This is a genomic window from Actinokineospora spheciospongiae, from assembly GCF_000564855.1.
Classification (GTDB): Bacteria; Actinomycetota; Actinomycetes; order Mycobacteriales; family Pseudonocardiaceae; genus Actinokineospora; species Actinokineospora spheciospongiae.
On the sequence record NZ_AYXG01000210.1, the window covers coordinates 1 to 22,393 of the forward strand.

Below are 22,393 nucleotides of genomic sequence, written 5' to 3' on the forward strand. Positions count from 1 at the left end.
CTCGGTACTGCGCGACTGCGCACCGGAGTGGCGCGACGCCGAGGCCATTCCCAAACTGGCGGTGAACGTGCTGGTCGACATCGTGTCCGTGAGCCAGGCCGCGGCCGACTCCTACCCGGAGCCGGTCCGGCAGCGGATCTACGACGCCAGTTTCGAGCTCTACGACCTGATCATCGAATGCGTGGCGGCGGAGCCGAGCTGACACCCGCCCGCCGGGGGACCGAAGGGGGAAGCATGAGACGAGGAGTGCCGGCCGGGCTGGGGGCGCTGCTGGCGGCGGCGTCGGTGGTGGTGGCGCCCATGGCGTCGGCCGCGTCGGGCCTGCCGTTGTCCGGGTTCGGGGATGTGGTGGTCGATGCCGCGCACCGGCAGGTGTTCGTGTCCGGGGGGCCGTCGTCGAATGGCGTCGTGGTGGTCGACTTCAACGGGTTGGTGCGGAGGACGATCCCGAACCAGGCCGGGGCCGACGGGTTGGAGTTGAGCGCTGACGGCTCCCGGCTGTTCGTGGCGTTGTCGGCGGGGGACGCCGTTTCGGCGATCGACACGGTGACCCTCGCCGAGGCGGCGCGGTATCCCACGGGGGCGGGGACGTGCCCCACGCACCTGGCGCGCACCGGCGACGTGGTGTGGTTCGGCTACGGGTGCGCGGGCACGTGGGCGGGGAAGATCGGAAAGCTCGACCCGGCGGCGGCCACCCCGGTCCAAGGCGACCGCCAAGGGGCCACGCGGTTCCAGCGGGCACCGCTGCTGGCCTCGTCCGGCACCGCGGGTGGGCCGCTGGTGGCGGGGCAGTTGGCGCTGAGCCAGTCGTTGGTGCAGGTCTACACCGTGACCGACGGCGCCCTGACCTCCGGCGCGTCCAGCGACGCCGTGGGCGCGAACCTGACCGACCTCGACGTCACCGGGGACGGTGCCACGCTGTTCAGCGCGGCGGGGTCGCGGGACCGGGTGGAGGGCTTCGCCACCCAGGACTTCGCCCGCCGAGGCGCGTACGCGACGCGACCGAGGCCGGTCGCCGTGGCCCTGTCACCCGACAACGCGCACGTGGTCACCGGCACCTCCGCCACCGATCTCCTGATCCACCCGACAGGCGGCGCCACCTCGACCCGCACGATCACCCTCGACGGCGGCGAGGCACTGCTGCCACGCGGCCTCGCCTGGTCGGCGGACCAGGAGTACCTGGCCGTGGTCAGCCGCTACGGCAACGAAGCGCAACCGCGCCTGTCGCTCAAGTACCGTCCCCTGGACTGGTAGGCCGTTCCCGGGGCCGCCGCCCGGAGATTTCCGGGCGGCGGCCCCTCCCCGGTCACCGCGGGGCTTGACCGCGATTTCGGCGAACCGGCGCTGTCCTTACCTGAACGGGCTTCATGCGGTGTCGAGCACCCGACCACCGACGCGGCCATCGCCTTCACCAGAACTTCCGCTCGGCGACCGTCGTGCACGGCGGTGACCGGGTCACGGTGCTCCCACCCACGGGGGCGACTCCGGAGACGACCACCCCCGATGTCCGACCCCGGATGGTGGAGGCCCGAACCCACTCGACCGCATCGCCGGTCACCGGGAACGTTGTGGCCGGCGACGTCTTGCGGAACTCATCGACCAGAGCCAGGTGACAACCGCTTCGGGTCATAGGCAAATCTTCCCCAACCGGCCGTGTGGTCGCTGTGGCTGCAGTCCAAAACTGTTTAAGTCGGTTGAGGTCGGATACTTGAAATAGGGTCCCCCTGGGCCCCAGATACGTCCCGGTCATGCCCTGACCTGCGGAAACACAACTCCGGGCACTTTCTTGATGACGGTTGACGTCACTCTGGAGCGCTTGGCGTCGGGTTGAGTGCTCTGAAACCTCCAGTTTTACTCCTTTGTGGTGGCTGTAGAGGGCGTAGAGATATTCCGTGTATCGCCTGAAAGGAAATCCGAGCGGTCAAGTCGGGTGGGTACTGGATGCATTCGAGTCGGTTCTTCGTGATCGCAACCAGATCGTGGATGCCGTGAATGGCGGGGTTGGCCAGGCTGCGTTTGAGGTGCGATCGCGTGTGTTCGGCGAGGGTTGAGGTCTGATGCGTGGGCCATTAGTCGGATCACGTACAGCCAATTTCGCGTGGCGATCATGGCGCGCATCGCGATACTCACGTGAGTGTTCAGGTTGTTCCAGATCAGCACGATTGGGCCACCGGGGGGTAATGAAGGAGGAGTTGTCGGACATCATCGGCGACCTCACCGGCCTCAACGACATCAAGGACTGTTTCGCCAAGCTCGACCTGTGGGCCTGTGCGGGTCCGATCCCGTGGGGCAAGCTGCTGAAGCTGGTCAAGTCCGCGGGGAAGATCATCTCAGTCGTCCGCAAGGCCATGGCCTATGAGCAACGCCTCTCCGCCATCCGCCAGAAGCTGAACCGGTGGCGGGAGCGGACCCTGGAACTGGCCAAGGCGGGCGAGCAGAAGCTCGACACGATCCTGGCCGGTTGCACCAAGCACAGCTTCCCCCCCCGGGCACCAGGGTCCTGATGGCGGGCGGTGCGACCAAATCGATCGAACGGGTCCAGGTCGGCGATCACGTCGTCGCCACCGACCCGGTGACGGGCGTGTCGTACGACCGGAAGGTCACCACCACCTGGGCCCACGACAACGGCACACGACCTCACAGTCGAGCAAACCCACACCTACCACGTGCTGGCAGGCACATCCCCCTGCTCGTCCACAACTGCGGCAGCGAGTCCGGTCACGTGGTCGGCAAGGGCGACGACCCGCTGGTCCCCGAACTGGTCGAGGACATCAATGCCCGCTATCCCGGCCACGTCAAGGCCCAGGGCGTCACCATCAATGGACCGGACGGCAAGACACTGACAGACTTCGACATCGTGACAGGTAACGCGGTGGTGCAAGTGAAGAGTGGAAACGGCAAGAAGGCGCTCAAACAGGCGTTGGCCACCCAGGAGTTCACCGACTATCCGGTCATCGCATACGTACCGGATGCACGGGGGAGTGTGGTGAAGGGATTGGAGAAGAGTGGGATCATGGTGACCAGGGACAAGGAGAAACTCCTCCAAGTCCTGCGCCCGTGAGCACTGGGTCAAGAGGGAGTCTGTGCGACCGACCATTGTCCTCCTATCCACGAAGGACGGAACACAGGAGTTGATGTCGCGCCTGCGCGACGCCGGAACCTATGAGCCCAAGCCGCTGTTCGACCGCTTGACGGTCGGGGAATGCTGGTACGGGGTTGACCTCTCCGTGGATGTGGTCGAGGAGTACGAGCAGGACGAGTTGGACGAGATCGATGAGCGCCTCGGCGAGTTCGATCCGGTCTCACTGGAGTACTCGGGTGTCCCGTGCATCCGGGCACTCCTACAAGCCCTTCTCCCGGGGTTGACGGGTCTGCTGGACACCAACTTCGGAGAGCTGATTGGTTTCGACGAGGTGCTGTCCAGGTTTGCCGCAGAACCCGACTGGGACTGGCGGGTCTGACGCAGGACGAAGGCGGTGCGGGGAGGGCCACCTCCCCGTACCGCCTTTGCGGCCTCTGCGATACAGCGCCGAGGCGCCTCCGAGTGGCAAGCTTCACCCCCGGTGCCCGAGGGTCAGCCATCCAGGCCGCGTGGTGGTCACCGCCGTCGGGTATGCCGGGGTCCGGGGACCAGGAATTGGCAGCCGTTGTCGTCGAAGCCGATGCGTAGGCCGCCCCTGCCGTCGCTCTCCAGGGTGAACGGGGAACTGTGAACGCCGTCAAGACCCCTTCGTGCGGCAGCCACTTGGCTGCCACGTAGCCCAGCACCAACTTACAGGTCTTCCCTCGCAGACGACCATGTCCGCCCACCGACCACAATCGCGGGTGATGCGATGACACCGAGTCATTCAAGGACCAGTGCACCGCGCTGGGGATCACCCACGCCCTGCGCGACGCGGAGTTGACCGCGGAAGCGGTCGGCCGGTGGCTCGGCAGGGAGTCCGATCGGAACGCGGCATGGCCGGGTACACGGCCAAGCGGCGCAGCCAGACTGCCGCCGCCTACTACGACTACGTGTGCACGCTCGCGGAGATGAAACCGCCGCGGCACGACGAGTCGCAGATTTTTTCGATCCTGCGCAGCATCCAGGCCGAGACCGACTGCTTCATCGCCAGTCTCCGGCGACAACCAGCGGATCGACTGGGACGCGGCGGGGCGCACCGAGAAGGCGGTCCACCAGGACGGGCGGACCTCGGACTACCTCTACGACGCGAACGGTTCCCGCCTGATCAAGCGGGAACCCAACGCCACCACGCTGTACCTGGGCGGCATGAAGTTGGTGCTGCAGAAGGGCACCAACTCCGCCGCCGGGCGGCGGTACTACGAGCACGGCGGCACGGTCGTGGCGGTCCGCACCTCCAACCTCGACAAGGGGTTGTCCTGGTTGCTCGGTGACCACCAGGGCACCACGGCCATGACGGTCAACGCCGACACCCTCGCGGTCGGGCAGCGCAGGCAAGACCCGTTCGGCAAGCCGCGCGGCGGCGAACCTGCCGAGGGTGGGTCGTGTAACTGGTGTGGTGGGATGTGCGATCTTGCGGTTGTCGGTGGGGAATGGCCGTATGAGCGGTGCGTCCTCCTGGTTGGCGGGAGGGGTACGTGACCGGTCTTGTGATGGACGATGCCGGGTTCGAGGTGGTCATCGGGGTTGATCGGGTCGGTCCTCGGCGTGTGCTGACCAGTGACGACGTGGAGTTTCTCGACAGTGTGTCGGTGCGGTACTTGCGAGCGGTACAGGGGCGTGCTGATGAGGATGTGCTGGTGGGGTTGGGCCATGAGTTGTTCGCATGGTGTGAGGGTTCACAGGGGCAGTTGAGCGCGTTGGTGGAGCGGTCGCGGTCGCCGATGGTGTTTGAGGTGCGGGGGTCGCGGTCGCCGTCGGAGATGGCGTGGTCGGTGTTGCGGGCGCCGTTCGAGTTGCTGGCCCGCCCGGGTGGTGGGTTCCTGGCCGCGGACGGGCAGCCCCGCTTCAGCGTGGTCCGCAGGCTCGGGCCGCCGGAGAAACCTCCGACGTTGAGCGGGCACCGATTGGGGTTGGCGTTCATCGTTCATGGCGTCGTCTCCGGTGGGGCAGGACGAGCTGGATTTCGAGGCGGAGGAGTCGACGATCCTCGACGCGGTGGGCGACACCGGTCTGGATCTGCTGGTGGAGGACACCGGAGATCCCGTGCAGCTGGGCTCCCGGCTGGGGGCGGCGGATGGGATGCAGGTGGTGCATCTGTCGTGTCATGGTCACAACAACTGGCCGGTCACCCCGGGGCGACGTGGTGAGCCGGTGTTGTTGATGGAGGACGAGGTCGGTGCGGCCCGGCCGACTGTCTCGCGTGATCTTATGTCGATGCTGGACAGGGGGAAGCCACAGTTGTCCGCCCGGAAGTCGAACCTTCCAGGTGTCTGCGACCGCGCACACGTGGGCGGCGCGGTACCGGGAGCTGGGCGAGGCGGGCATGGTCGACCGATCCTCACGTCCGCACTCGTCCCCCGGCCGGACACCGACGTGCACCGAACGTCGGATCATGCAAAGAGCATGTCCTGCGGCGGTGGAGACCGGCGCGGATCGCGTTCCACCTAGGGTTGACGCCCATCACCGAGCACCGGGTCCTGACCCGGCACGGCATGGCCCGCCTGGCCAACTCGATCAAGTCACCGATCTGCCGGTGCGCCGCTACGAACGCGCCCCCCCCCGGCGAACTGGTGCGCTTCGACATCAAGAAACTCGGCAACTTCCCCGAGGGAGGCGGCCACCGCGTCACTAGTCGCAGGGTCGGGAAGCGCCACCGCACCACCACCCCTGGCAAGCACCTCGACCCGGCGGCAACAGCCACGTCGGCTACTTCCACCTGCACAATGCCGTCGACGAACACTCCCGCCTCGCCTACTCCGAAACCCTCCCGACGAGAGAGACCGCCGCCGCGTTCTGGCACCGCGCCAACCACTGGCTGCACACCTACAACCACCTCCAGGCACCGCTTGCTGTCCCCAGCCGCTCGTCGACGGGTTTGCAGAAGCCCACCTGTTCGGCGTCGACCCCAACCGGCGCGACCCTGCGCAGCCCGGAGTCAGCTGACCCGGTGGCAACCGGCTGCAGTCTTTCGGTCTTCCGTGTCTCTACGGGCGGCCATTTGGGGTGGCAGCCACCATGGTGGCGGGTCACGATGGTGGCACAGCGTGAACGTGGTTGTACATGGAGTTCGATGTGTGGAGAGTGGTCGTTGGCGTGGTGGTGGGCGCGGTGCTATGCTACCTCTAAAGCTCTAGGCACGCGGCTGAGACAGGTTGTCATCGGTCGTGGTCTCAGGGCTTTTTGTCGTCTTGAGAGGAGGTCTGATGCCTGACACCTACGAGCCCAATCCCCGCCACAAGGATCGAACACAACCCGGGAAGCGAGGCACTCTGTGTCCGCGAGACGTCGACGGTGTCAGTCTCTTCGCCACTGCTACTGCAGACCCTGACAAGCCCGGTAAGCGGTACAGCACCGATGGCAATCGTGTCTTCTGTGCGCATCCGAACATGAAGAATGTAGCCCCGGAACAAATTATCGCGTGGCATGGGTTTCCGGTGACGTGGCGAGACGTGCCCACGTCGGTTCAGCGGCAGTGGGTAGACGAAGGCAGGATCACTCGACTGCGCTTGAGGGGATGACGTGACGTCCACGACTTGGAGCTTCCTGTCCGGTGACACGTCGTCTTTTGCCATAGAGTTGTCGTTGATCAATGATCGTACTGACGACTGGATGGTCGACGAAGCCGAGCGCGCCAGTTGGGGGTCGATGTCAATCTGGGTGAAAAGCGCGAACGTCTGCGAACACATCATCCAGGGGGAGACATTGCGTGCCGCTCACTGGTATCTGCTTCCTGTGGTCGAGTGGATCGTTGATAACTGGGATCCGCTGCTGCACGAGGAACGGCTGCCTCACCGTGACGCGTTCGACGCTGCCACGGCGTTCGGCTCTGCTGCGGCAGCCGCTGAGCTCAGCACAAACCCCGCGACCGCGCATATCGTGGACAGTGTCCAGAGTTTCTATGCTCACCATGGCCTGCGGGCCTCTGCGCCAGGAGGTGTACTCCCGGATCTCTTCCTGCGCAGGTACGGGGATTTCGTGGAGTTCTCTACCGGCGTCGAACCGCTCGCGGGCGAGGACACGGGGGTGTATTTCGCAAAGCTGACGCGGGCATACCTCCCAGTCACTGAGGTGGCGGACACTCTGTACGAGGCGATCTCGGCACTGAGCGACAAATTACTGAAACGGGATCCAAAGAACAAAACATTCACAGACCTGCGCGATAGGATCGAACGCCTGACGCAACCTGACCGGCAGCATTCGCGTTTCGCTTGGCTGGCAGGCGCGGGCGACCATCAGGAGGAATTCAATCGGCGCTGGTCCAAGATTGTCGATGTCCTCGGAAGCGAGACAGCCAGGGATGTGTCCGATCTAAGGCTGGAGAACAACAGTGGCTTGACGATGCAAGCGACCCCGGCCGCGCTGCTGTTCGGGTCGCTGGCCCCCAACGTCTCGTCGCGCGACCTGCTCAACATCTACGGATCATTCATTACACGACGGTCGTCCAGCACGCCAACTGCCGAGAAGTTGCGCAGACTCGGCGATAAGATCATCGAATCTTGGAACTCTGGATTTGACTCTCCACCGGAGTTGGGAAGCTTCTGCGGAGAAGCTGCTTGGACCGAGTTGGCAAGCGACGGCGGTGACACTCCCGTCGATATCGATGCGATTCTCGAACAGCTGAACATTGATGTCGACTACGTGAACCTCGGCGACCGCACTGTGCGCGCAGTAAGCCTGGTCGGGGCAACTGGTACAGCGCATATCTTGGTCAACCAGAACTTCAGCCGCGGTACCGATCGACACGTCCAGAGATTCACCCTGGCACACGAACTGGGGCATTTGCTGCTGGATCAAGGGCGCGCTGTGGAGATGGCTGTAGCGAGCGGTCCGTGGGCTCCTGCCGCCATCGAGCAACGGGCAAACGCTTTTGCTGCGGCTTTCTTGATTCCGTCGCCGGTGTTGAACAGATCGTGGACCGCTTCGACCACGGACGTGGACCATGTCCGGAATTTCGCTAGAAGTCTGGGCGTCAGCTTCAGCGCGGTGCTGCGCCGTTTGCAGAACACGGCGTTGATTTCGCGGGCAGACGCGGAGAACCTACTGGCTGCGGCCACTGACCGGTTGTGATCGTTGTCAGGTGAAACCGTGATGCACCGAGGCGCTCTGGTATGCCGCCGGGTGTCATCTCAACCATGAGATGACACAGTTGGCAAAGCCCCATGGTTGCAGTCAGTGTGCGGCAGCAGCGTGAAACACTCCGCTGCTGCCGAGACCGACACTCAACCCGGTGCGCAGCGGGTCAAACCGGGTAGTCACCAGCTTTCTTGCTGTTCAGACTCTTGGTCTTGGCCCACCACCAGTATCGTCACCAACGCCACGGTTGCGGCGGCGACCTAAGACCGTGTCCTACATGGCGATCTGTGGTTGAGTTGATCATAGTTGAGGGTCGGTGGTCGTAGATCGTTCCGGCGGGCTTGTGGGAGCTGGCGCGCCCGTTGCTGCCCGCGGCGAGGGTGCGTTCGCAGGATGGTGGGTGCGGAACATCGACGATGAGGCTGTTTTCGCCGCGATCGTGTACGTGTTGGTATCGGGGTGTGCGTGGCGGGTGTTGCCGCCGTGCTTCGGCGCGTCGAAGTCGACGGTGCATCGCCGGTTCACGATCTGGGTGGTTCGGGCGGTCACCCGGGCGGCCCGATGTGGCCCCACCCTGGGAATCGAGTCGGGCGCCGGACAGCGGTTGAGCTGGTCTTTCCGCTGTCGTGGCCGCCCTGTTTGTCCTATCGGTGGGGCCACGACAGGCCGCCCGGGTGGGGCCCATCAACCGCCAGAGCCAATCTGGGCCAGGGCGGGGGAGTGGGCCCGCCTTCACCGGGCTGCGTTGACAAGAATGAGCGAGGCGGGCCTGATCGACCTGTCCAGGGTGCTGCTGGACACCGCCCACGTAAGGGCGAAAAAAGGGGCGAACACACAGGTCCGAGCCCCATGGACCGGGGTAAGTTGGGCACCAAGATGCACGTCTTGTCCGACCGGTCGGGAATGCCTCTCGTGGTTGGTGTCTCACGTGGCAACACAGTCGACGCCGACGGCCTGAAGCCGATGCTCACCAGCCTGCTCTCACGCCACGATCCTGATCGGGGCCGAAACAACAAGCCGCGCAAGTTGCACGCGGACAAGGCCTACGACCACCCCGGCCTGCGGCAATGGGTCCGCGGCAAGCGGATCGGGGTGCGCATCGCCCGCAAGGGCGTCGAGTCCTCCCAACGCCTGGGCCAGCACCGCTGGGCCATCGAGCGTACCATATTCTGGCTGACCGGTTACCAGCGACTTTCCCCCTGCTACGAAAGGCTTCTGCGCAACTATCTGGCCTTCCTCGACCTGGCCGCGGCCATGCTGTGCTGGAAACGCTTACTCAAGATCACCATGTAGGACACGGTCTTAGGTGGAGTCCGCAGACCGGATGACGAGCTTGGCGCCGGTGAGGTCGACCCCCGGTGAGGTCGACGCTGGTGAGGTCGACGCCAGCGAGGTTGGCGTTGGCGAGCCTGGCGTTGGTGAACTTGGCGCCGAAGAGGTCGGCCCCGGTGAGGTCGGTGCCAAGGAGGGCGGCGCGGGTGAGATCGGCGTCGGTGAGGTCGATGGGTCCTGCCCAGTAGAGGTCCGTGTCAGCCTGGCGGTGGCGGGTGAGGATGCGTTGGGCGGTGAGGCGGACTTGGTGTTCGAGGACTCGGTCGTGGAGGAGTTGCCGGTGGGTGGCGTGGTCCTCGGATGTGGATTCGATGGTGGGCTCGGGATTGGTGGGGGTGGGCATTCGCAGGTAGGCGCAGAGGACGTTGAGGATGGTCTCGCGTTGGTCGGGGTTGTCTTGGGCGCAGCGTTCAAGGGCGTAGAGCCCGGCGATGCGGACGGCGGGTTTGTCGGAACTGAGTTGGTCAGCGGCTTTGGTGTAGATGTCGGTGACGCGGCGGGCGGTGGCGTCGGTGACGGTGTCGGCGGAGTTGGCCTCGTGGTGTGATTGTTTGCGCACGGCCAGGATCAGGGCGGAAACGGCGCCGATCCCGGCGGCGACGCTCAACCCGGTCTTGATGGCCTCGACCCTGGCCGCCCCCACAGCTCGGGGGGTGTGCCGGTGGTCTGAGCCAGGAGCAGGGTTGTGGCGAGCCATCCGGCGGCGATGACCGCGGCGGCGGCGGCGGCGAGCATGGACTGCCAGCTGAGCAGGGCCCATCGGCCGGAGCGCATCACCGCGACGAGTACTGCGGTCGCGGCTGTGGTGATCGTCACCGCCGCCAAGTGCTCACCGACCCAGTGGCCCACCGGGGCCCAGTCAGGGCGCCCCCAGGCTAGGACGGCAGTGGTGGCGGCAATCAGCAGGGCCAGGGCCCGAAGGACGGGGCGGGTGGACCAGGCGGCCCGGAGGTTCCAGAGAAGACGACGCACGGGTGGACCATCGCCCACCAGTCGGCTCGGTGTCCGGACGATCGCGGCATCGACAGATGCCCAGGCTTCCCGCCACTTCTATGAACGCGTTGGCCCACGGTCGGCTCGTCGGGCCGAAAGGTCGCGTCGGTCGGTCGCCTCGTCGTCGAGAGTTGCACCACGTCCCGGAGGTGGCGAGGTGGCGGGCTGCTGAATTGGCTTGCCTTGTCCACCTGGCACGCTCGATCACTGTGGCGGCGCCAGCCAGGGCGCCCCGGGGGACAAACCCCTGCCGGGGCGCCGTAGGCCAGCGAGCTGAGGAGGCCCTACAGGCTCACGAACAGGGGGTCGAGAGCATCGGGGCCGAAGTGCAGTCGCGGCCCGTGGGGGTCTCTTGAGTCGCGGACGGCGTGTCCGCCGCTCACTGACACCAGCGCAACGCACCCTGCGGTCTCGAATCGCCACCCGCAGCCACGGCATAACACTGATCACCGCACCACTAGTAGGGCTTTGTTAGGTGCTGTTGACCTGGGGTTTCTGTTGAGGTGTACGGGTTTGGAGTCGATCTGAAGACCCTGGTCATGGCCGCCGGCCGCTCGGCGGGCCGGTTCGTGCTCTGGCGGCACGGAACGAGGAAGTCACCGGGAAACCCGACCGCAAGCATGCGATCACGGTTCCTCGCGCTGCGGGTCCGCCCCGCCAATCGTGCCATCCCTCGCGCCCAGGACGGGCGCCTGCCCGAGTGCTGGCTGCTCGCCGAGTGGCCCCCCGGCAAACCCGAACCCACCGACTACTGGCTCTCCACCCTGCCCACCGGCACCCGACTGCGAGACCTGGTCCGCCTCGCCAAGATCCGCTGGCGAATCGAACACGACTACCGCGAACTCAAAGACGGACTCGGCCTCCACCACTTCGAGGGCCGCTCCTGGCTCGGCTGGCACCGCCACGTCACCCTGACATCGGTCGCCCAAGCCATCTGCACCCAGCTCCGCCGCACCCCAAAAGCCCCTGCGCAGACCTGAGCCTTTACGCGGTCCTGCGCGAACTCCAGGCCCTGCTCGCGGTCTGGACAGGCGTCTGCCACACCTGCCGACAACCCGTCCAAACCCGTCCACCCCAACAGAACCCCAGGTCAACAGCACCTAACAAAGCCCTACTAGAACACGACCGTGAGTGACCTGGAACACCATTCGGTCTCGTAGCGTCCGACTTGTCGAGCCCACCCGTCTCTCGGGAGTCGCCGCGCATGATCCATCGCAGAGGCGAGGAGGTAGCAGATGTGCCTACGGGCCGGTGAGGAAGGTGCGGTATCCTCAACTCAGTCAGTCGAGAGAGGCCCCTCAGCAGCCGCGGGCAGCATCACTTTCGCCTGAACAGCAGGTGGGGCATCCATTCGGCACCGATCTCACCGGCGCTCCAACCGCATACCGAGCCTCAAGCCAGGGAACCTGGGTCACCGAAAGGGGCCCCACTTCATCCTGGACGGGGTCAGGTCATGCCTGATGAGCGTCCGGAGTGAGACGTGAACTTGCTGTACTTTCTAGTCTCTGGTCTGACCGGTTTCGGAACGGTCGCGGTGCTGACCTGGGGGCGCCTCCGCGCCCTCAAGATGGTCCTGGACAAGTCGAAGCCGGAGCAGCGGCCCGAGCTGATCCGCGAGGTGGGGGACATGTTCCGGGTGCGCGGGCGTCAGCGCCCCACCTCGCTTCCTGGTTCGCATAACCGTTGGCCCCGCAGCGGCAACCGGAAGGAAGAAGTCAGCGGAGAGACGTAGTCTTTCCATGGACCCGATCGAGTCCGGTCGCTGAAGGCGGCCGAAGACGAGGGGATCGTCTGGACCGGCGACAACCTCGCCGCCGTCAAAGAGCGGTTCGCAGCGACCGATGTCCCATCGGCCTGACCGTGGGTCTACACCCGTCGCGACCGGCCGGGCCCGATCCTGGCCTTCGTCTCTATGCCGCCTTCGACACGGAGACTGACGCCTACCCGGGCAACCGCATCGTTAGGGTGAGCAACGACTGGCTGCGCGTCGAGCCCGGGATTCCCGCCCCGTCGCAGAAGGGTCGGGAACTGCCCGCCCAGTGTCATTGCCGCTCCACCTAGGATTATGACGCCCTGTGTCCGGCTTGCGAAAGGCGGGTAACAACTTCCCCGCCGCCGCCGATGTAGGTACAAGATTTGTTTCGGGCGACGGAGGTATTGATGCCAAGTGACATTGTGCGGAAAATGCAGCAGCTTGACAAAGAAGAGAACCGCAGGGAGGTCGAACAGGAATGGTTTGATCGGTTTATAGTTGGCACATTCGATCCTTTGAAAAAGTTTCAACACCCACTAGAATTGACGGATTGCCCTTTCCTTGATGTCCTTGAGGATTACACTCAGCAAGCATTGCGTGTGGGCATCTTCGAGGATGTAGCAGTGCTGCAAGATCCAGTTGGGCGAATGCGTGCCGCTCAACTGTTCGACCCAAGAGTCGTTCGCTTCATGGGGGATGTAAAACCTACTCGTAGTGAAAAACGACGCCTTCGGGAAATTTTGGATGCGCTGGAGATTGAAGGGGTGGGCGCCCATGCGTTTAGTTTGAATTATGGACATGATGGAGGAAGTAACTATGTTAAGGCTCAGTGGATTTTGCTAGATGACATCTACTACACTGCTGCTTTTTCTAACAGATGGAACTCGCGCGAATTCTTCGTTACCGCGGCGGCATCCAACCTCCGTGAGCACTGAACCCAAAGTCGATACAGGAAGCAAGGAAGACCAGTTTGGTGCCCATACAGCTTGTCATGGCCATCTCTGTGGCCCCTGAACTGCATTTTTGGCGCAGCGGCTTGTTGTCCACAGGGTTCTAGCGACTCCGAAACTGTGACAGAAGCTTGGCTGCTAAGACGCCGTCTCATGTGGTGAGCTTCTTGAAGCAGGTGAGTGCTGCGGCGAGGGTGAGGAAGCCGAGGTAGTTGCGCCCGTGGCGTTCCCATCGGGTACCGATGCGGCGGTAATGGTTGGTGAGCCAGGTCAGAGTGCGTTCGACGACCCATCGGTATCGTCCGAGTTTGGTGGAGGTGTCGATGTTCTTGCGGCTGATGCGGACCATGATGCCCCGGTCGATCAACTACTTGCGGGTCTCGCGCACGTCATAGGCCTTGTCGGCGTGGAGTTTGTCGGGGCGGAATCGGCGCGCCCGCCTCGGTGTGCGCACGCGCGGGATCGCCCGGACGAGGGCGGGCAGGGCGAAGTGGTCGTTGACGTTGGCCGCCGACACCCCGACGACCAGTGGCAAGCCCGCCCGGTCGCCCAGGACATGGATCTTCGAGCCGTTCTTGCCCCGGTCGACCGGGCTCGGACCGGTTACGGAGCCCCTTTTTTCGCCCGGATCGCGGCGGCGTCGACAACGGCCCTCGACCAGTCGATGAGGTCCTGTTCACCGAGTCTGTCGAGCACCTCGTGATGGATGCGGGTCCACAGCCCGGCCTTGGTCCAGTCGGTGAACCTGCGGTGCGCGGTGGGCACACTGACGCCGAACTGGGTCGGCAACTCCCGCCACCCACACCCGCTGACCAGCACGTAGACCACTGCGGTGAATACCGCCCGATCATCCAACGGTGCGGTCCCACCACCCTGCGGGCGGGCCGCGAATCCCGGAACAAGGGGCTCCACGAGCTCCCACAACGCATCCGGCACCAACCGCAACGACAACGTGTCCACGGAAACGAATCATCCCACACCAAAATCCACCACGTGAGACCGGTCTTAGACCGCTCTTGCGGTACTCCACCACCTCCCGGGCGCGCTCCGGGAGAAGGGCGATCTTGTCTTGGCCGAGCAACGGCACAGGGGGCTTCACGCTGCTGTTCTCCAAGGTCAGAAGAGGTGACGTCATGGAGAGTAAGCAGACGGACACACTGCTGCTAGAAAGTTTCTTGACTTTTCTCGATAAACTGTGAGATCGGCGCTCAGGCGAAATCAGGAGCCAACGTCACCGGTCTCGCCGGCCAGGTCCGCCATGGCTCGGGCGATGATCGCCCGCGCGGCGCCGCCGTAGCTGGCGATGGCGGCCAAGTGCTCGAAGATGCCGGTGTAGAGCTCGATCTCTTGCGGCTGCCGGAGGTTGATCTCCGCGGAGTAGGACTCGAACCGCACGAGGTGGTCGTCGAGGACCCAGAAGCCGTGCCGGGGGTCGGTGGCGTACTGGGTGGTGAAGTCGATGACGCCGAGCTTGACGTTGTGCATGGCGGTCATGGCCATCAGCCGGTCGAGCTGGCCGATCATGGTTTCCCTGCTGACCAGCCGGTAGCGCAGGGCGGCCTCGGTCAGCACGAAGTGGAAGCGCTTGTCCGGCCGGTACAGCATCTCCTGGCGCCGCATTCGAGCCTTGACGGCCTCGTTGATGTCGTTGGGCACCTTGTGCACCATCACGACCTGGGCGAACCGGGCGCGCGCGTACTCCGGGGTCTGGATGAGCCCCGGGATGTTGGTGTTCTCGAAGCCCCGGAAGAACCTCGTCTGCTCGTCGACCTGCGACAACGCGACCTGATGGGCCTTCATCCCGGCCTTGAGGACACGTTGCCACTCGGCGTGCTGCAACTCCAGGTTGTGCAGCGTGGCCAACAGCCCCGCGGTGTGATCCGTCGCGTCGGTGGCCCGCGTCCACTCCGTGATGTCGTCGCTGGTCGGCGTCTGCCTGCCATTCTCCAGCTTGGAGACCTTCGAACCCGTCCACGACAGCGACTCCGCGAGCTGCTTGCCGGACAGACCGGCGGCCAACCGCAGCTCGCGGAGTCGTTTGCCCAGCGCGATGCGCGCTTCCTCAACGCTTGACGTCCCGCTGTTCATACCTGGCGACAAACTCGTCTCGGCTCACGGCATGGCGCTTCGCCGCGTCACGCCAGTAGTTGTGCTCGACGACGATAGCCGGGTCATCGACGATCTCGCCGCCGACGAACCGATCATCACCTTCGTCGAAGTGCATCCGGACCAGCAGACGGGAGTCGAACAGCCAGAAGTCGTGCCCAGGCAGGCCCGTAGCCTGCTCGCGGGTCAGGTAGCGGATGTCGTCACCGGCCTCCCGGGTGAACCCGGCGGCCCACATGCCGAACCGGATGTAGTCCGTCAGCGGCAGGCTCACGACCTTGACACGCGAGAACGACCGACCCACCGCCGTGGCCTCGCGGACCATGGCCAGCCAGCCCTCGTGGAAGGAGATGTCCGGGGTGCCTGCCAGGAACTTGCGGTAGGGCTCGGCCTCGCGCGGCGAGTTGTACCGGTCGCGGGTCTCCAACCGGAACGCCGTGTGCTCGATCGAGGTGAAGAGCTTCGCGAACTCCGGCCCCGGCTCGATGAGGGTCAGCTCCCCGCTCCCCTCAACCCCTGCCCGTCCTGCTCCCGCGCGTAGCGCCGGGCGTACATCACGAGTACCTCCTCGGGGATCTCGATCAAGGTTTCGTGGTCCGGTACCGGGCCGATGTCGGCCAGGGCCGCGGGGTCGGTCACCTTCCACCCCTGGGCGATGAAGGTGATGCGGTCGGTCCGGTCGGTGGCGTACAGGGTGGGCGAGTCGCCCTCGACACTCTCGGGGTCCTTGCCCAGAAACACAACGCGCATTGAACACCCTCGCTCGAAATCGGAGAAAATTTCTCACTATGATGGCGGACCAGTGTACGGAGGTCAACTGACCTGTCACAAAGAGTCACTAACAGTCAAGATCGTCAGCCGTTGCTGCCCTACCCGGGTGTGAAGACGGCGGTCTAGGGCCACTTGGCGGGCGCTACCGTTCGGGTCGATGGTCATTGGCGGTGTAGCCGTGACCGCACTGACGACGGACAGGGGAAGGCCCATGAGCAAGTTCCCGCCAGAAGAGATGCTCTGTCACGACTGCGCCGGGCTGACCAAGCGGCCCCCCGTGGCCACCGGCAAGTCCTGTTCACGGTGCGGCAGCGCAATCCACGTACACCCGGACGGCATGACGACCGTCGAGGTATCCGGCTGCGACCCGCAGGACGTCCTTATGGTCGCCCGCCAACTTACCGCCGACCTCACCGCCCGGCGCGGTACTCCCCCTCAAGCGGTTCCCGCCCGAGAACCGGAGGGGAACTCACTAACGCTCAATGACCTCAGCGGCCACGTCGCCGGTCCCGTGGTCCAAGCAGGTCGGATTGGGCAAGTCACCATCTACACCGCCAGCTCTGTCCACGTCCCTACCCCAAAACCCTCACCTGCATCCGAGACAAGCGCAGAGGCCGCACCCCAGAACCTGCCGATTCCGCCAAGTAGGTTCGGTCGACGGTGGGCTCGGATCGTCCGGACCTACTTGGCGGACCGCAGGTCAACGGATCTCCAATCCTGATGGTCAGTGCGGAACGGACAGCCATCTCGCTGAGGAGGTCGCCTCTTCCACCAGGCAGCAAGCACCCCTGCTGGAGCTACACCGATGCGGGAAACGGCCGCGCCGAGGCCGCGTTTAGGCCGTATTTGAGCCGCGTTCGCCCGCTGTGAGCTGAGGAAACTCGCCAACCCGGTAGTCGGCGTGTCACACTCGGCGACATGGCAACCCGGCCAGCACTGGTGGAAGCGCGCGAGACCGCGGGGCACACCCAGGACTCCTTCGCGCGCGCGGTGGGGGTTGACCGCAGCACCGTGCAGCGCTGGGAGGGTTCATCGGCCAAGCCCGGTCCGAGGCTGCGGCCGTCGATCGCCAAAGCTCTCCGAGTGAGCCTCCGGGACCTCAACGCCATCCTGGCCGTCATGCCCGAGCTGGCCGCGCCAGCACCCGATACCGTGGTGGTGCGTCTTCCCCAACCGGGCTCGCTGTAATTCCGACCGATGCTGTGGATGGCGGTGATGTTGTGCTGCGGCGTGAGTTGATGGCCGGGGTGCTCGGCGTCGCGGGGGCCGCGCTGCTCGGCCTGCCGCGCGCTGACGCCCAGCCCCCGTCCGCTCAGCCTTCGACGGTCGACGGGCTGCGCCGCCTGGTCACCCGCGCCCAAGCCGATTACCAAGCATGCCGGTACGCCGAACTGGCCAGGACGCTGCCGCAGGTCATCCAGTACGCGCAGGCCACCGCCGCCGCAGTCGACGCCGACCAGCGCTGCCAGGTCGACGCCTTGGTGGCCAGCGCCTACAAGCACGCCACCTGGCTTGCTCTGCGCCTCGGCGAAGACGGACTGGCCACCGGCCTGTCCGACCACTCGATCTCCGCCTCCCGCGCATCCGGCGACCTGCTCGTGGAAGCCGAAGCCGCGCAGATGGGCGCGGTCGTACTGCGCCGGTTCGATCGGACCGACCACGCACAAGACCTGGTGGTCAACACCGCCAGCAAAATCGAAGAAGCTGTTGGCCTGTCCAAACCGGCCAGCGCAGCCGCCTACGCGATGCTCCTGGAGACCGGCGCCTACACCGCCGCCACCGCCGGCGACCGCTCGGCCGCACTGGACCTGCATGCCGAAGCCATCAGCGCCGCCCGCCCGGCCCGCCTCGCCATGGTCACAGCGCGGACTTCAACCGCGGCCGATGCCCGCTTCCTCCGGCTGTACGAGATCAGCGTGCACCGCAAGCTCGGCGACTATGGCACCGCCATCGGCGCCGCCACCGCGATCCGGCCCGAGCAGATCACCGTCACCGAGCGGCGCGTGCGCTACTGGGAGGACGTCGCACTCGCCTACGGCTCCTGGGGGAAGCGCGAACAGGCATTCCACGCCCTGCTGGAAGCCGAACGGGCCGCCCCGCAGGAGGTCCGGCTGCGCCCGTGGGCACACACACTCACCCGGCAACTGCGCTCGTCCGGGCCCGCGCTGCCGGGCCTGCGCGAGTTCGTCGCCCGCGCGGGCATCGCGTAGACCACTGCGAGCAGGCTGTTCGTACCGATCAAGGAGAAGTGCGTGTCCGCAGATACCGCTGAGGGTGGCCGGATCTTCCGCGAAGCATGGATCGCTGGTGTCCACCGGCACTTCCCCGGCGAGCCCAAAGCAGGCTACGTGGTCGGCTGGAACGACACACCCGAGTGGGAACGCACCGCCGCAGCGGCGGTCTACGAGCAGGTCCGCGCGTTCCTGCACGCTACCGACGGCAACGCTGCCAAGCTCACCCGCACCCAGAAGAGCCAGTTCGTCGCGGCCTGCTGGACAGGCCAGATCCACCTGCGCATCCCCCACCCCAAACCGTCCTACATCGCCGAGTGGAACGACCTTCCCCAATGGCAGCGCGAGACCGACGCCGACATCTTCGAGCGCATCGAGCACCATCACGCCACCACCGGCTGAACTGTCTGCCGGTCAGTCGTCAACCACGTGCGCCATGCCTTGGCGCCGGTACCTACCCCCTCAGAGACGATGTCCAACTGGGTCAAGGCCCCGGGGTAAAGGTCCTCGTAGAAGGCGTTTGCGGCCACCGCCAATCCTTGGGCACGCGCCAACCACGGAGTCGGAAGTGCAGCACGCGACCGAATGAGAACATATTCGCTGCGCCTATCCCACCACCACAGCAGGCCCGACACGTCAACGAGGTGTGGGCGTTCAGGTCGCTGCGCGCAAGCTGGTCTTCGTTCGCTTCAAGTTGCGGCCGAAAGCGCGTAGTGATGGATGTGACCCAGTGGTTTTTCAACGACGTGACCTCGCCCAGCGAAGACGTGCTAGCGCGCCATTAGCGCCCGAGGCCAGCTCAATCGGGTTGAGCATCGAGATGCACCCGCTACTTGGCTTGCAAACAGATTCGATCCAATATCTCGTAGCGGTATGTTTGCTTCTCTCTTCTCAATTCCACCAATAGGGCGGCGGCAGTAACCGTTGACACGGAAGAGTTTTCCTGAGATGGTGGAGAATAAGCAACAAGGTAGGTACTGGTATTGCTGTAAGCAATACTGAGATGCGGCCTGAACAAATCAGTTCGCATATTTATTTCTGGGCCAGTTGCTGCTTGCGTGGATGTTGCCAATGTTGATGCAATCTTAGAAGAGGAGACCATGGGGCCACCGAGAAACGGAGAGCGCCACGCGACCCCGTCAGCGGAATGAGCGAAAGGTCAAAAGCGGTCAAAGTCGCACATTGTTCACTTGCTGCATCAATTAGTTGCCGAATGACTCTCCTGGATAATTTATCAATAAATGCTACACGTCCAATAGTTATGTGCAGTGCATCAAGTGGAACTAGATCGAGTTCCGGGCGCGCAAGTTTTGCTTGACACTGGCCAGCCAGCTCCTGCGCGACGGTATCGCTGTGGAACGAAAGCATCCAGTGGAACGATCGACGCCCCTCTGGCCAGTCTGGACGAGACCAATGATTCTCCATGGAATCAAGTTGGATGAAAGCCTGCCAATCGTGCGCACGAATAATATCAGGGTCGTTAAGGCTGGGCGGCGGATCAACAGGAAAGGTCACCGTCTCGCTTCTTTCAATGGCTTCTGCCATTCCCGAACGGCCTCGAAAAAGTCAGTGCTGGCTGAGCCTCTGCCGCGCCGTTGTAGAGTTATTGCCAGTTCGTTGGCTCGTGTACCTACTGAGGCAATAGGCTTATCTGCTGATAGTTCCAGGGCTTCCATGCCCACTGCCGCAGCTTGCTCAAGATCGGCTCGGGCGCTCATCGTCAGTGCTGTGGCCTCATCAAGGCTCACGAGCGATCGACTCCAGTCTGAGTCTGAGGCATCCACAATGGGGCGCAATTCTTTTGTCAACGCAAGCGCCTTGCTGTACTCGCCCGCTGAAAGGTAAGCCGTTGCTGCATTAGCTGCGGTACGCGCCCAGCCGTACGGTTCAAAATCAATACAAGAGGTCATGTAGGTTGGACCATCGGCGGTACTTGCTAGATCCAACGCTTCACCGATGGCGCGATCAACAGCACGACGATCGCCCATTTTTCCGGCGGCGCGGGCAAAACCGTTAGAGAGAAGGCGAATGCGTTGATGGTCCGTTCTGGCAATTTGCAAACCTGCTTTGGTCAGCGTCAATGCCTCACGATATTGCTTTCGGTGATATGCTGCGAAACTTTGCGTTCCCTTGAGCCAAGCAAGCATCGCAGAGTCATTCAGTGCCGTTGCCAACACCTCATCGCACGGGCCCGCGAGCACGGACACGGGCGCTGCGCAACGCCAGACCGCGGAAGTACGCACGCCGGGCCGACAACGCGCGACGCTCGCGCTCCTGCGGGTCCAGTTTCCGCTCCGGGTCGACCTGGTCCTCGAAGCGGGCCAACATCGCCCGGCGCGCCGGTGCGGTACGCGCTGCCCTGTCCGCCGTGTTCGCCCACGAAGCGTCAGCTGCTGCCGACGCCCGGAGCGCACGCTGAGCTGGAGTCAGTGATGTCAAAGCCGCCATGGCTCCAGTTCAGCGTGCTCATGGCACCGGCCGGTGTGTGAGTCAGATGGGTGCCGCTAACTAGTCTTTTTGATGTTCTCGATGAACTCGTTGATGTCTTTGATGTAACCCTCCCACCCGTCGATCGTGAACCCGGACTTCCGGGCATCATGGTCGATTTCGCCGAGTGCCGCGGCGAGGTGTGCGTCGTCAAACGGTAGATGACCGCGCACATGTCTGAGCGTTCCGTTGAAACAGCTTCCGACCCAACTAAGCCGTATTCAACTGTGGTATTGGGTGGGTGGGGGTGTGGCAATGATGGCGGGCACAGGCGGCGGGTTGAGGTTATCCACCAGTGCTGCCAGCGAGGTGAACAACTTGGCTCCGCCGGTTCGGCGACGCCAGGCGCGGGTGAGGTAATCGGCGGCCTTTTTCTCACAAACTACGATGTTGGCGTAGGCGCTGGCGCAGCTGAGGTAGTGCATGTCGACAAAGTCGTGGGCATTCCAGGCATCGCCGGGATTGCGGACTCGGGCGTGGACGGCCTCGTAGAGGGTTCCTGCGAACGGCAGCGCGGAGAAGTTGTCCGGGGCATTGTCACTGCCAAGCCAAGCGGTGGCCAGGGTGGGGTCGACGCCTGCGGTGTCGATCGCGTGCTCGACCTGGCGCGCGTAATCCATCAGCTGGCGGCGCAGTATGAGCTTGCGGGAATTAGCGCGGGCCGCTGGGTTGGTGTGGAGAAGGGTGGCGAACTCCTGGTACATCGCTGCCCACTGAGCAGCCAGGCCCGTGCCTCGGGTGTTGTCGACGGCCTCTAGGTCGAGCATCGCGCCGTAGTGTGCGGTGATCCAGGCAACGAAACGATGAACTTGGCCGTCCCCCGGCGCCAAGGGGTTCTCGGCCGAGGTGGACGCGGCCAAGAGCGCACCCTCATCGAGCGTCATCACGTTGGATGCGGCGAACCTGCCTGGGTGCTCAGCGCCGCCGATCATGCTGAACATGCCGCGCAGTTCGTCGGCGCGGACGCCGTTGATGTCACGCATCTGCCAGCCGCGTGATAGGTGCAGCATCGTCGGTACCAGGGTCCTGCGGTACTCGATCCGGGCCGGGCCTATCTCGGCCAAGTGCCCAGTGGAGAGCGGAAACACCACGCGCAGCGTGCGTCCCCACTCGAAGACCTGGGCAGCGGCGGCCAGTTCGGTCTCGGAGACCTTGTGCGGGGTGTGGACCGCTTGGGTGAGCCGAACCCACAGGTTCTGGTCGAGGTAGACCACCGGGCGCCGCCAGCGCACCCACGGCGACTGCGGCCCGCCCGCTTCCACGACCACCCGCTGCCCGTCGGCGAGGTCGGCCAGCGCACACCAGTTCTCCAGGTCGATGGTCACACGCGGGATCAGCGCGTCCACAGCCGCCCGGTCAGGAAGCCGGCTCTCGGTCTGGGCACCGTCGTCCCAGACCGAGACGACCCGGCGGTGGGCGCGGTCCCACACCACGCGCGTCAGATGAGGGTTCCCCATTCGGTCATTGTTCTCCGTCCCGCCCGCCGCATTGCCGGAAGCCATGTCGCCCAGAGTAGGGCGATCCGGGGGCATCCAAGAGGGTGTTTGGAGTGGGGGCGGAGCAGACCCACCAC

General features: G+C 64.5%; 22 protein-coding genes and 3 pseudogenes. 16 read left to right on the top strand and 9 right to left on the bottom strand.

What is annotated here, in order from left to right; all coding sequences use genetic code 11:
• The 10 genes and pseudogenes from UO65_RS37005 to UO65_RS38740 all read left to right on the top strand — a co-directional run.
• A partial coding sequence (locus tag UO65_RS37005; protein ID WP_035287742.1) for a hypothetical protein occupies positions 1 to 202 on the top strand: 202 nt, incomplete at its 5' end.
• Positions 203 to 234: 32 nt separating this feature from the next.
• Positions 235 to 1,254 carry a YncE family protein gene (locus UO65_RS26660; protein WP_152552290.1) on the top strand — a complete coding sequence of 340 codons (1,020 nt, stop codon included), beginning with the start codon at positions 235 to 237 and terminating at the stop codon, positions 1,252 to 1,254.
• Positions 1,255 to 2,180: 926 nt separating this feature from the next.
• A complete protein-coding gene (locus tag UO65_RS26665; protein ID WP_035287743.1) occupies positions 2,181 to 2,504 on the top strand; it encodes a hypothetical protein in 324 nt (107 codons plus the stop codon).
• A complete protein-coding gene (locus UO65_RS36205; RefSeq protein WP_152552291.1) occupies positions 2,504 to 3,061 on the top strand; it encodes a hypothetical protein in 558 nt (185 codons plus the stop codon). The genes UO65_RS26665 and UO65_RS36205 overlap by 1 nt, the downstream gene beginning before the upstream one ends.
• 73 nt (positions 3,062 to 3,134) lie before the next feature.
• Positions 3,135 to 3,461, top strand: a complete 327-nt coding sequence (locus UO65_RS26675) for a hypothetical protein (RefSeq protein WP_035287748.1) — start codon at positions 3,135 to 3,137, stop codon at positions 3,459 to 3,461.
• Between the two features lie 809 nt (positions 3,462 to 4,270).
• Complete coding sequence (locus tag UO65_RS36210; RefSeq protein WP_052021819.1) at positions 4,271 to 4,603, top strand: hypothetical protein; 333 nt, start codon at positions 4,271 to 4,273, stop codon at positions 4,601 to 4,603.
• A gap of 787 nt (positions 4,604 to 5,390) precedes the next feature.
• Positions 5,391 to 5,756, top strand: a complete 366-nt coding sequence (locus UO65_RS39060; protein WP_411431377.1) for a leucine zipper domain-containing protein — start codon at positions 5,391 to 5,393, stop codon at positions 5,754 to 5,756.
• Positions 5,757 to 6,643: 887 nt separating this feature from the next.
• A complete protein-coding gene (locus UO65_RS26690) occupies positions 6,644 to 8,191 on the top strand; it encodes an ImmA/IrrE family metallo-endopeptidase (RefSeq protein ID WP_035287750.1) in 1,548 nt (515 codons plus the stop codon).
• Between the two features lie 332 nt (positions 8,192 to 8,523).
• Positions 8,524 to 8,723, top strand: a pseudogene (locus UO65_RS38370) (transposase); the annotation flags it as partial.
• A 35-nt stretch (positions 8,724 to 8,758) separates the two neighbouring features.
• Positions 8,759 to 9,490, top strand: coding sequence for an IS5 family transposase (locus tag UO65_RS38740; RefSeq protein WP_267880618.1), 732 nt, complete (start codon positions 8,759 to 8,761; stop codon positions 9,488 to 9,490).
• Here UO65_RS38740 and UO65_RS26700 read toward each other — a convergent pair.
• Positions 9,480 to 10,172, bottom strand: coding sequence for a pentapeptide repeat-containing protein (locus UO65_RS26700; RefSeq protein ID WP_052021820.1), 693 nt, complete (start codon positions 10,170 to 10,172; stop codon positions 9,480 to 9,482). The genes UO65_RS38740 and UO65_RS26700 overlap by 11 nt on opposite strands.
• Before the next feature lie 634 nt (positions 10,173 to 10,806).
• Positions 10,807 to 10,965 (bottom strand): DUF397 domain-containing protein, encoded by a 159-nt coding sequence (locus UO65_RS39065; RefSeq protein ID WP_084176286.1) that lies wholly within the window; start codon positions 10,963 to 10,965, stop codon positions 10,807 to 10,809.
• 90 nt (positions 10,966 to 11,055) lie between these two features.
• On the opposite strand from UO65_RS39065, the pseudogene UO65_RS26710 reads away from it, so the two are divergent.
• The 3 genes and pseudogenes from UO65_RS26710 to UO65_RS36225 form a co-directional block, all read left to right on the top strand.
• Positions 11,056 to 11,502: pseudogene (locus UO65_RS26710) on the top strand (transposase); the annotation flags it as partial.
• 500 nt (positions 11,503 to 12,002) lie between these two features.
• Positions 12,003 to 12,254 carry a hypothetical protein gene (locus UO65_RS26715; RefSeq protein ID WP_035287756.1) on the top strand — a complete coding sequence of 84 codons (252 nt, stop codon included), beginning with the start codon at positions 12,003 to 12,005 and terminating at the stop codon, positions 12,252 to 12,254.
• A 452-nt stretch (positions 12,255 to 12,706) separates the two neighbouring features.
• Positions 12,707 to 13,210 (top strand): hypothetical protein, encoded by a 504-nt coding sequence (locus tag UO65_RS36225; RefSeq protein WP_152552293.1) that lies wholly within the window; start codon positions 12,707 to 12,709, stop codon positions 13,208 to 13,210.
• 166 nt (positions 13,211 to 13,376) lie between these two features.
• On the opposite strand, the pseudogene UO65_RS36230 reads toward UO65_RS36225, so the two are convergent.
• The 4 genes and pseudogenes from UO65_RS36230 to UO65_RS26745 form a co-directional block, all read right to left on the bottom strand.
• Positions 13,377 to 14,185, bottom strand: a pseudogene (locus tag UO65_RS36230) (IS5 family transposase).
• A 258-nt stretch (positions 14,186 to 14,443) separates the two neighbouring features.
• Positions 14,444 to 15,313: a helix-turn-helix domain-containing protein gene (locus UO65_RS26735; RefSeq protein ID WP_035287764.1), complete on the bottom strand. Its 870-nt coding sequence runs from the start codon at positions 15,311 to 15,313 to the stop codon at positions 14,444 to 14,446.
• On the bottom strand, positions 15,288 to 15,827 hold the full coding sequence (locus UO65_RS26740; protein ID WP_035287800.1) for a DUF6879 family protein: 540 nt from the start codon (positions 15,825 to 15,827) through the stop codon (positions 15,288 to 15,290). Before UO65_RS26740 ends, UO65_RS26735 begins: the two co-directional genes overlap by 26 nt.
• Positions 15,824 to 16,081 carry a hypothetical protein gene (locus tag UO65_RS26745; protein ID WP_035287767.1) on the bottom strand — a complete coding sequence of 86 codons (258 nt, stop codon included), beginning with the start codon at positions 16,079 to 16,081 and terminating at the stop codon, positions 15,824 to 15,826. Before UO65_RS26745 ends, UO65_RS26740 begins: the two co-directional genes overlap by 4 nt.
• 939 nt (positions 16,082 to 17,020) lie before the next feature.
• On the opposite strand from UO65_RS26745, the gene UO65_RS26750 reads away from it, so the two are divergent.
• From UO65_RS26750 to UO65_RS26760, 3 genes are read left to right on the top strand one after another with little or no spacing between them, the layout of a single operon-like run.
• Positions 17,021 to 17,290 (top strand): helix-turn-helix transcriptional regulator, encoded by a 270-nt coding sequence (locus UO65_RS26750; protein ID WP_084176287.1) that lies wholly within the window; start codon positions 17,021 to 17,023, stop codon positions 17,288 to 17,290.
• 32 nt (positions 17,291 to 17,322) lie between these two features.
• Entirely contained in the window at positions 17,323 to 18,312 is a 990-nt protein-coding gene (locus UO65_RS26755) for a hypothetical protein (protein WP_052021821.1), read from the top strand.
• 42 nt (positions 18,313 to 18,354) lie between these two features.
• Entirely contained in the window at positions 18,355 to 18,735 is a 381-nt protein-coding gene (locus UO65_RS26760; RefSeq protein WP_035287773.1) for a hypothetical protein, read from the top strand.
• Between the two features lie 630 nt (positions 18,736 to 19,365).
• Here the strand turns inward: UO65_RS26760 and UO65_RS36240 are convergent.
• The 3 genes from UO65_RS36240 to UO65_RS26765 all read right to left on the bottom strand — a co-directional run bounded on the left by UO65_RS36240 (position 19,366) and on the right by UO65_RS26765 (position 22,322).
• Positions 19,366 to 19,848: a hypothetical protein gene (locus UO65_RS36240; protein ID WP_161784518.1), complete on the bottom strand. Its 483-nt coding sequence runs from the start codon at positions 19,846 to 19,848 to the stop codon at positions 19,366 to 19,368.
• Positions 19,845 to 20,507 carry a hypothetical protein gene (locus UO65_RS36245; RefSeq protein WP_152552296.1) on the bottom strand — a complete coding sequence of 221 codons (663 nt, stop codon included), beginning with the start codon at positions 20,505 to 20,507 and terminating at the stop codon, positions 19,845 to 19,847. The genes UO65_RS36240 and UO65_RS36245 overlap by 4 nt, the downstream gene beginning before the upstream one ends.
• 534 nt (positions 20,508 to 21,041) lie before the next feature.
• Positions 21,042 to 22,322 (bottom strand): hypothetical protein, encoded by a 1,281-nt coding sequence (locus UO65_RS26765; protein WP_152552297.1) that lies wholly within the window; start codon positions 22,320 to 22,322, stop codon positions 21,042 to 21,044.
• Positions 22,323 to 22,393: the final 71 nt, after the last annotated feature.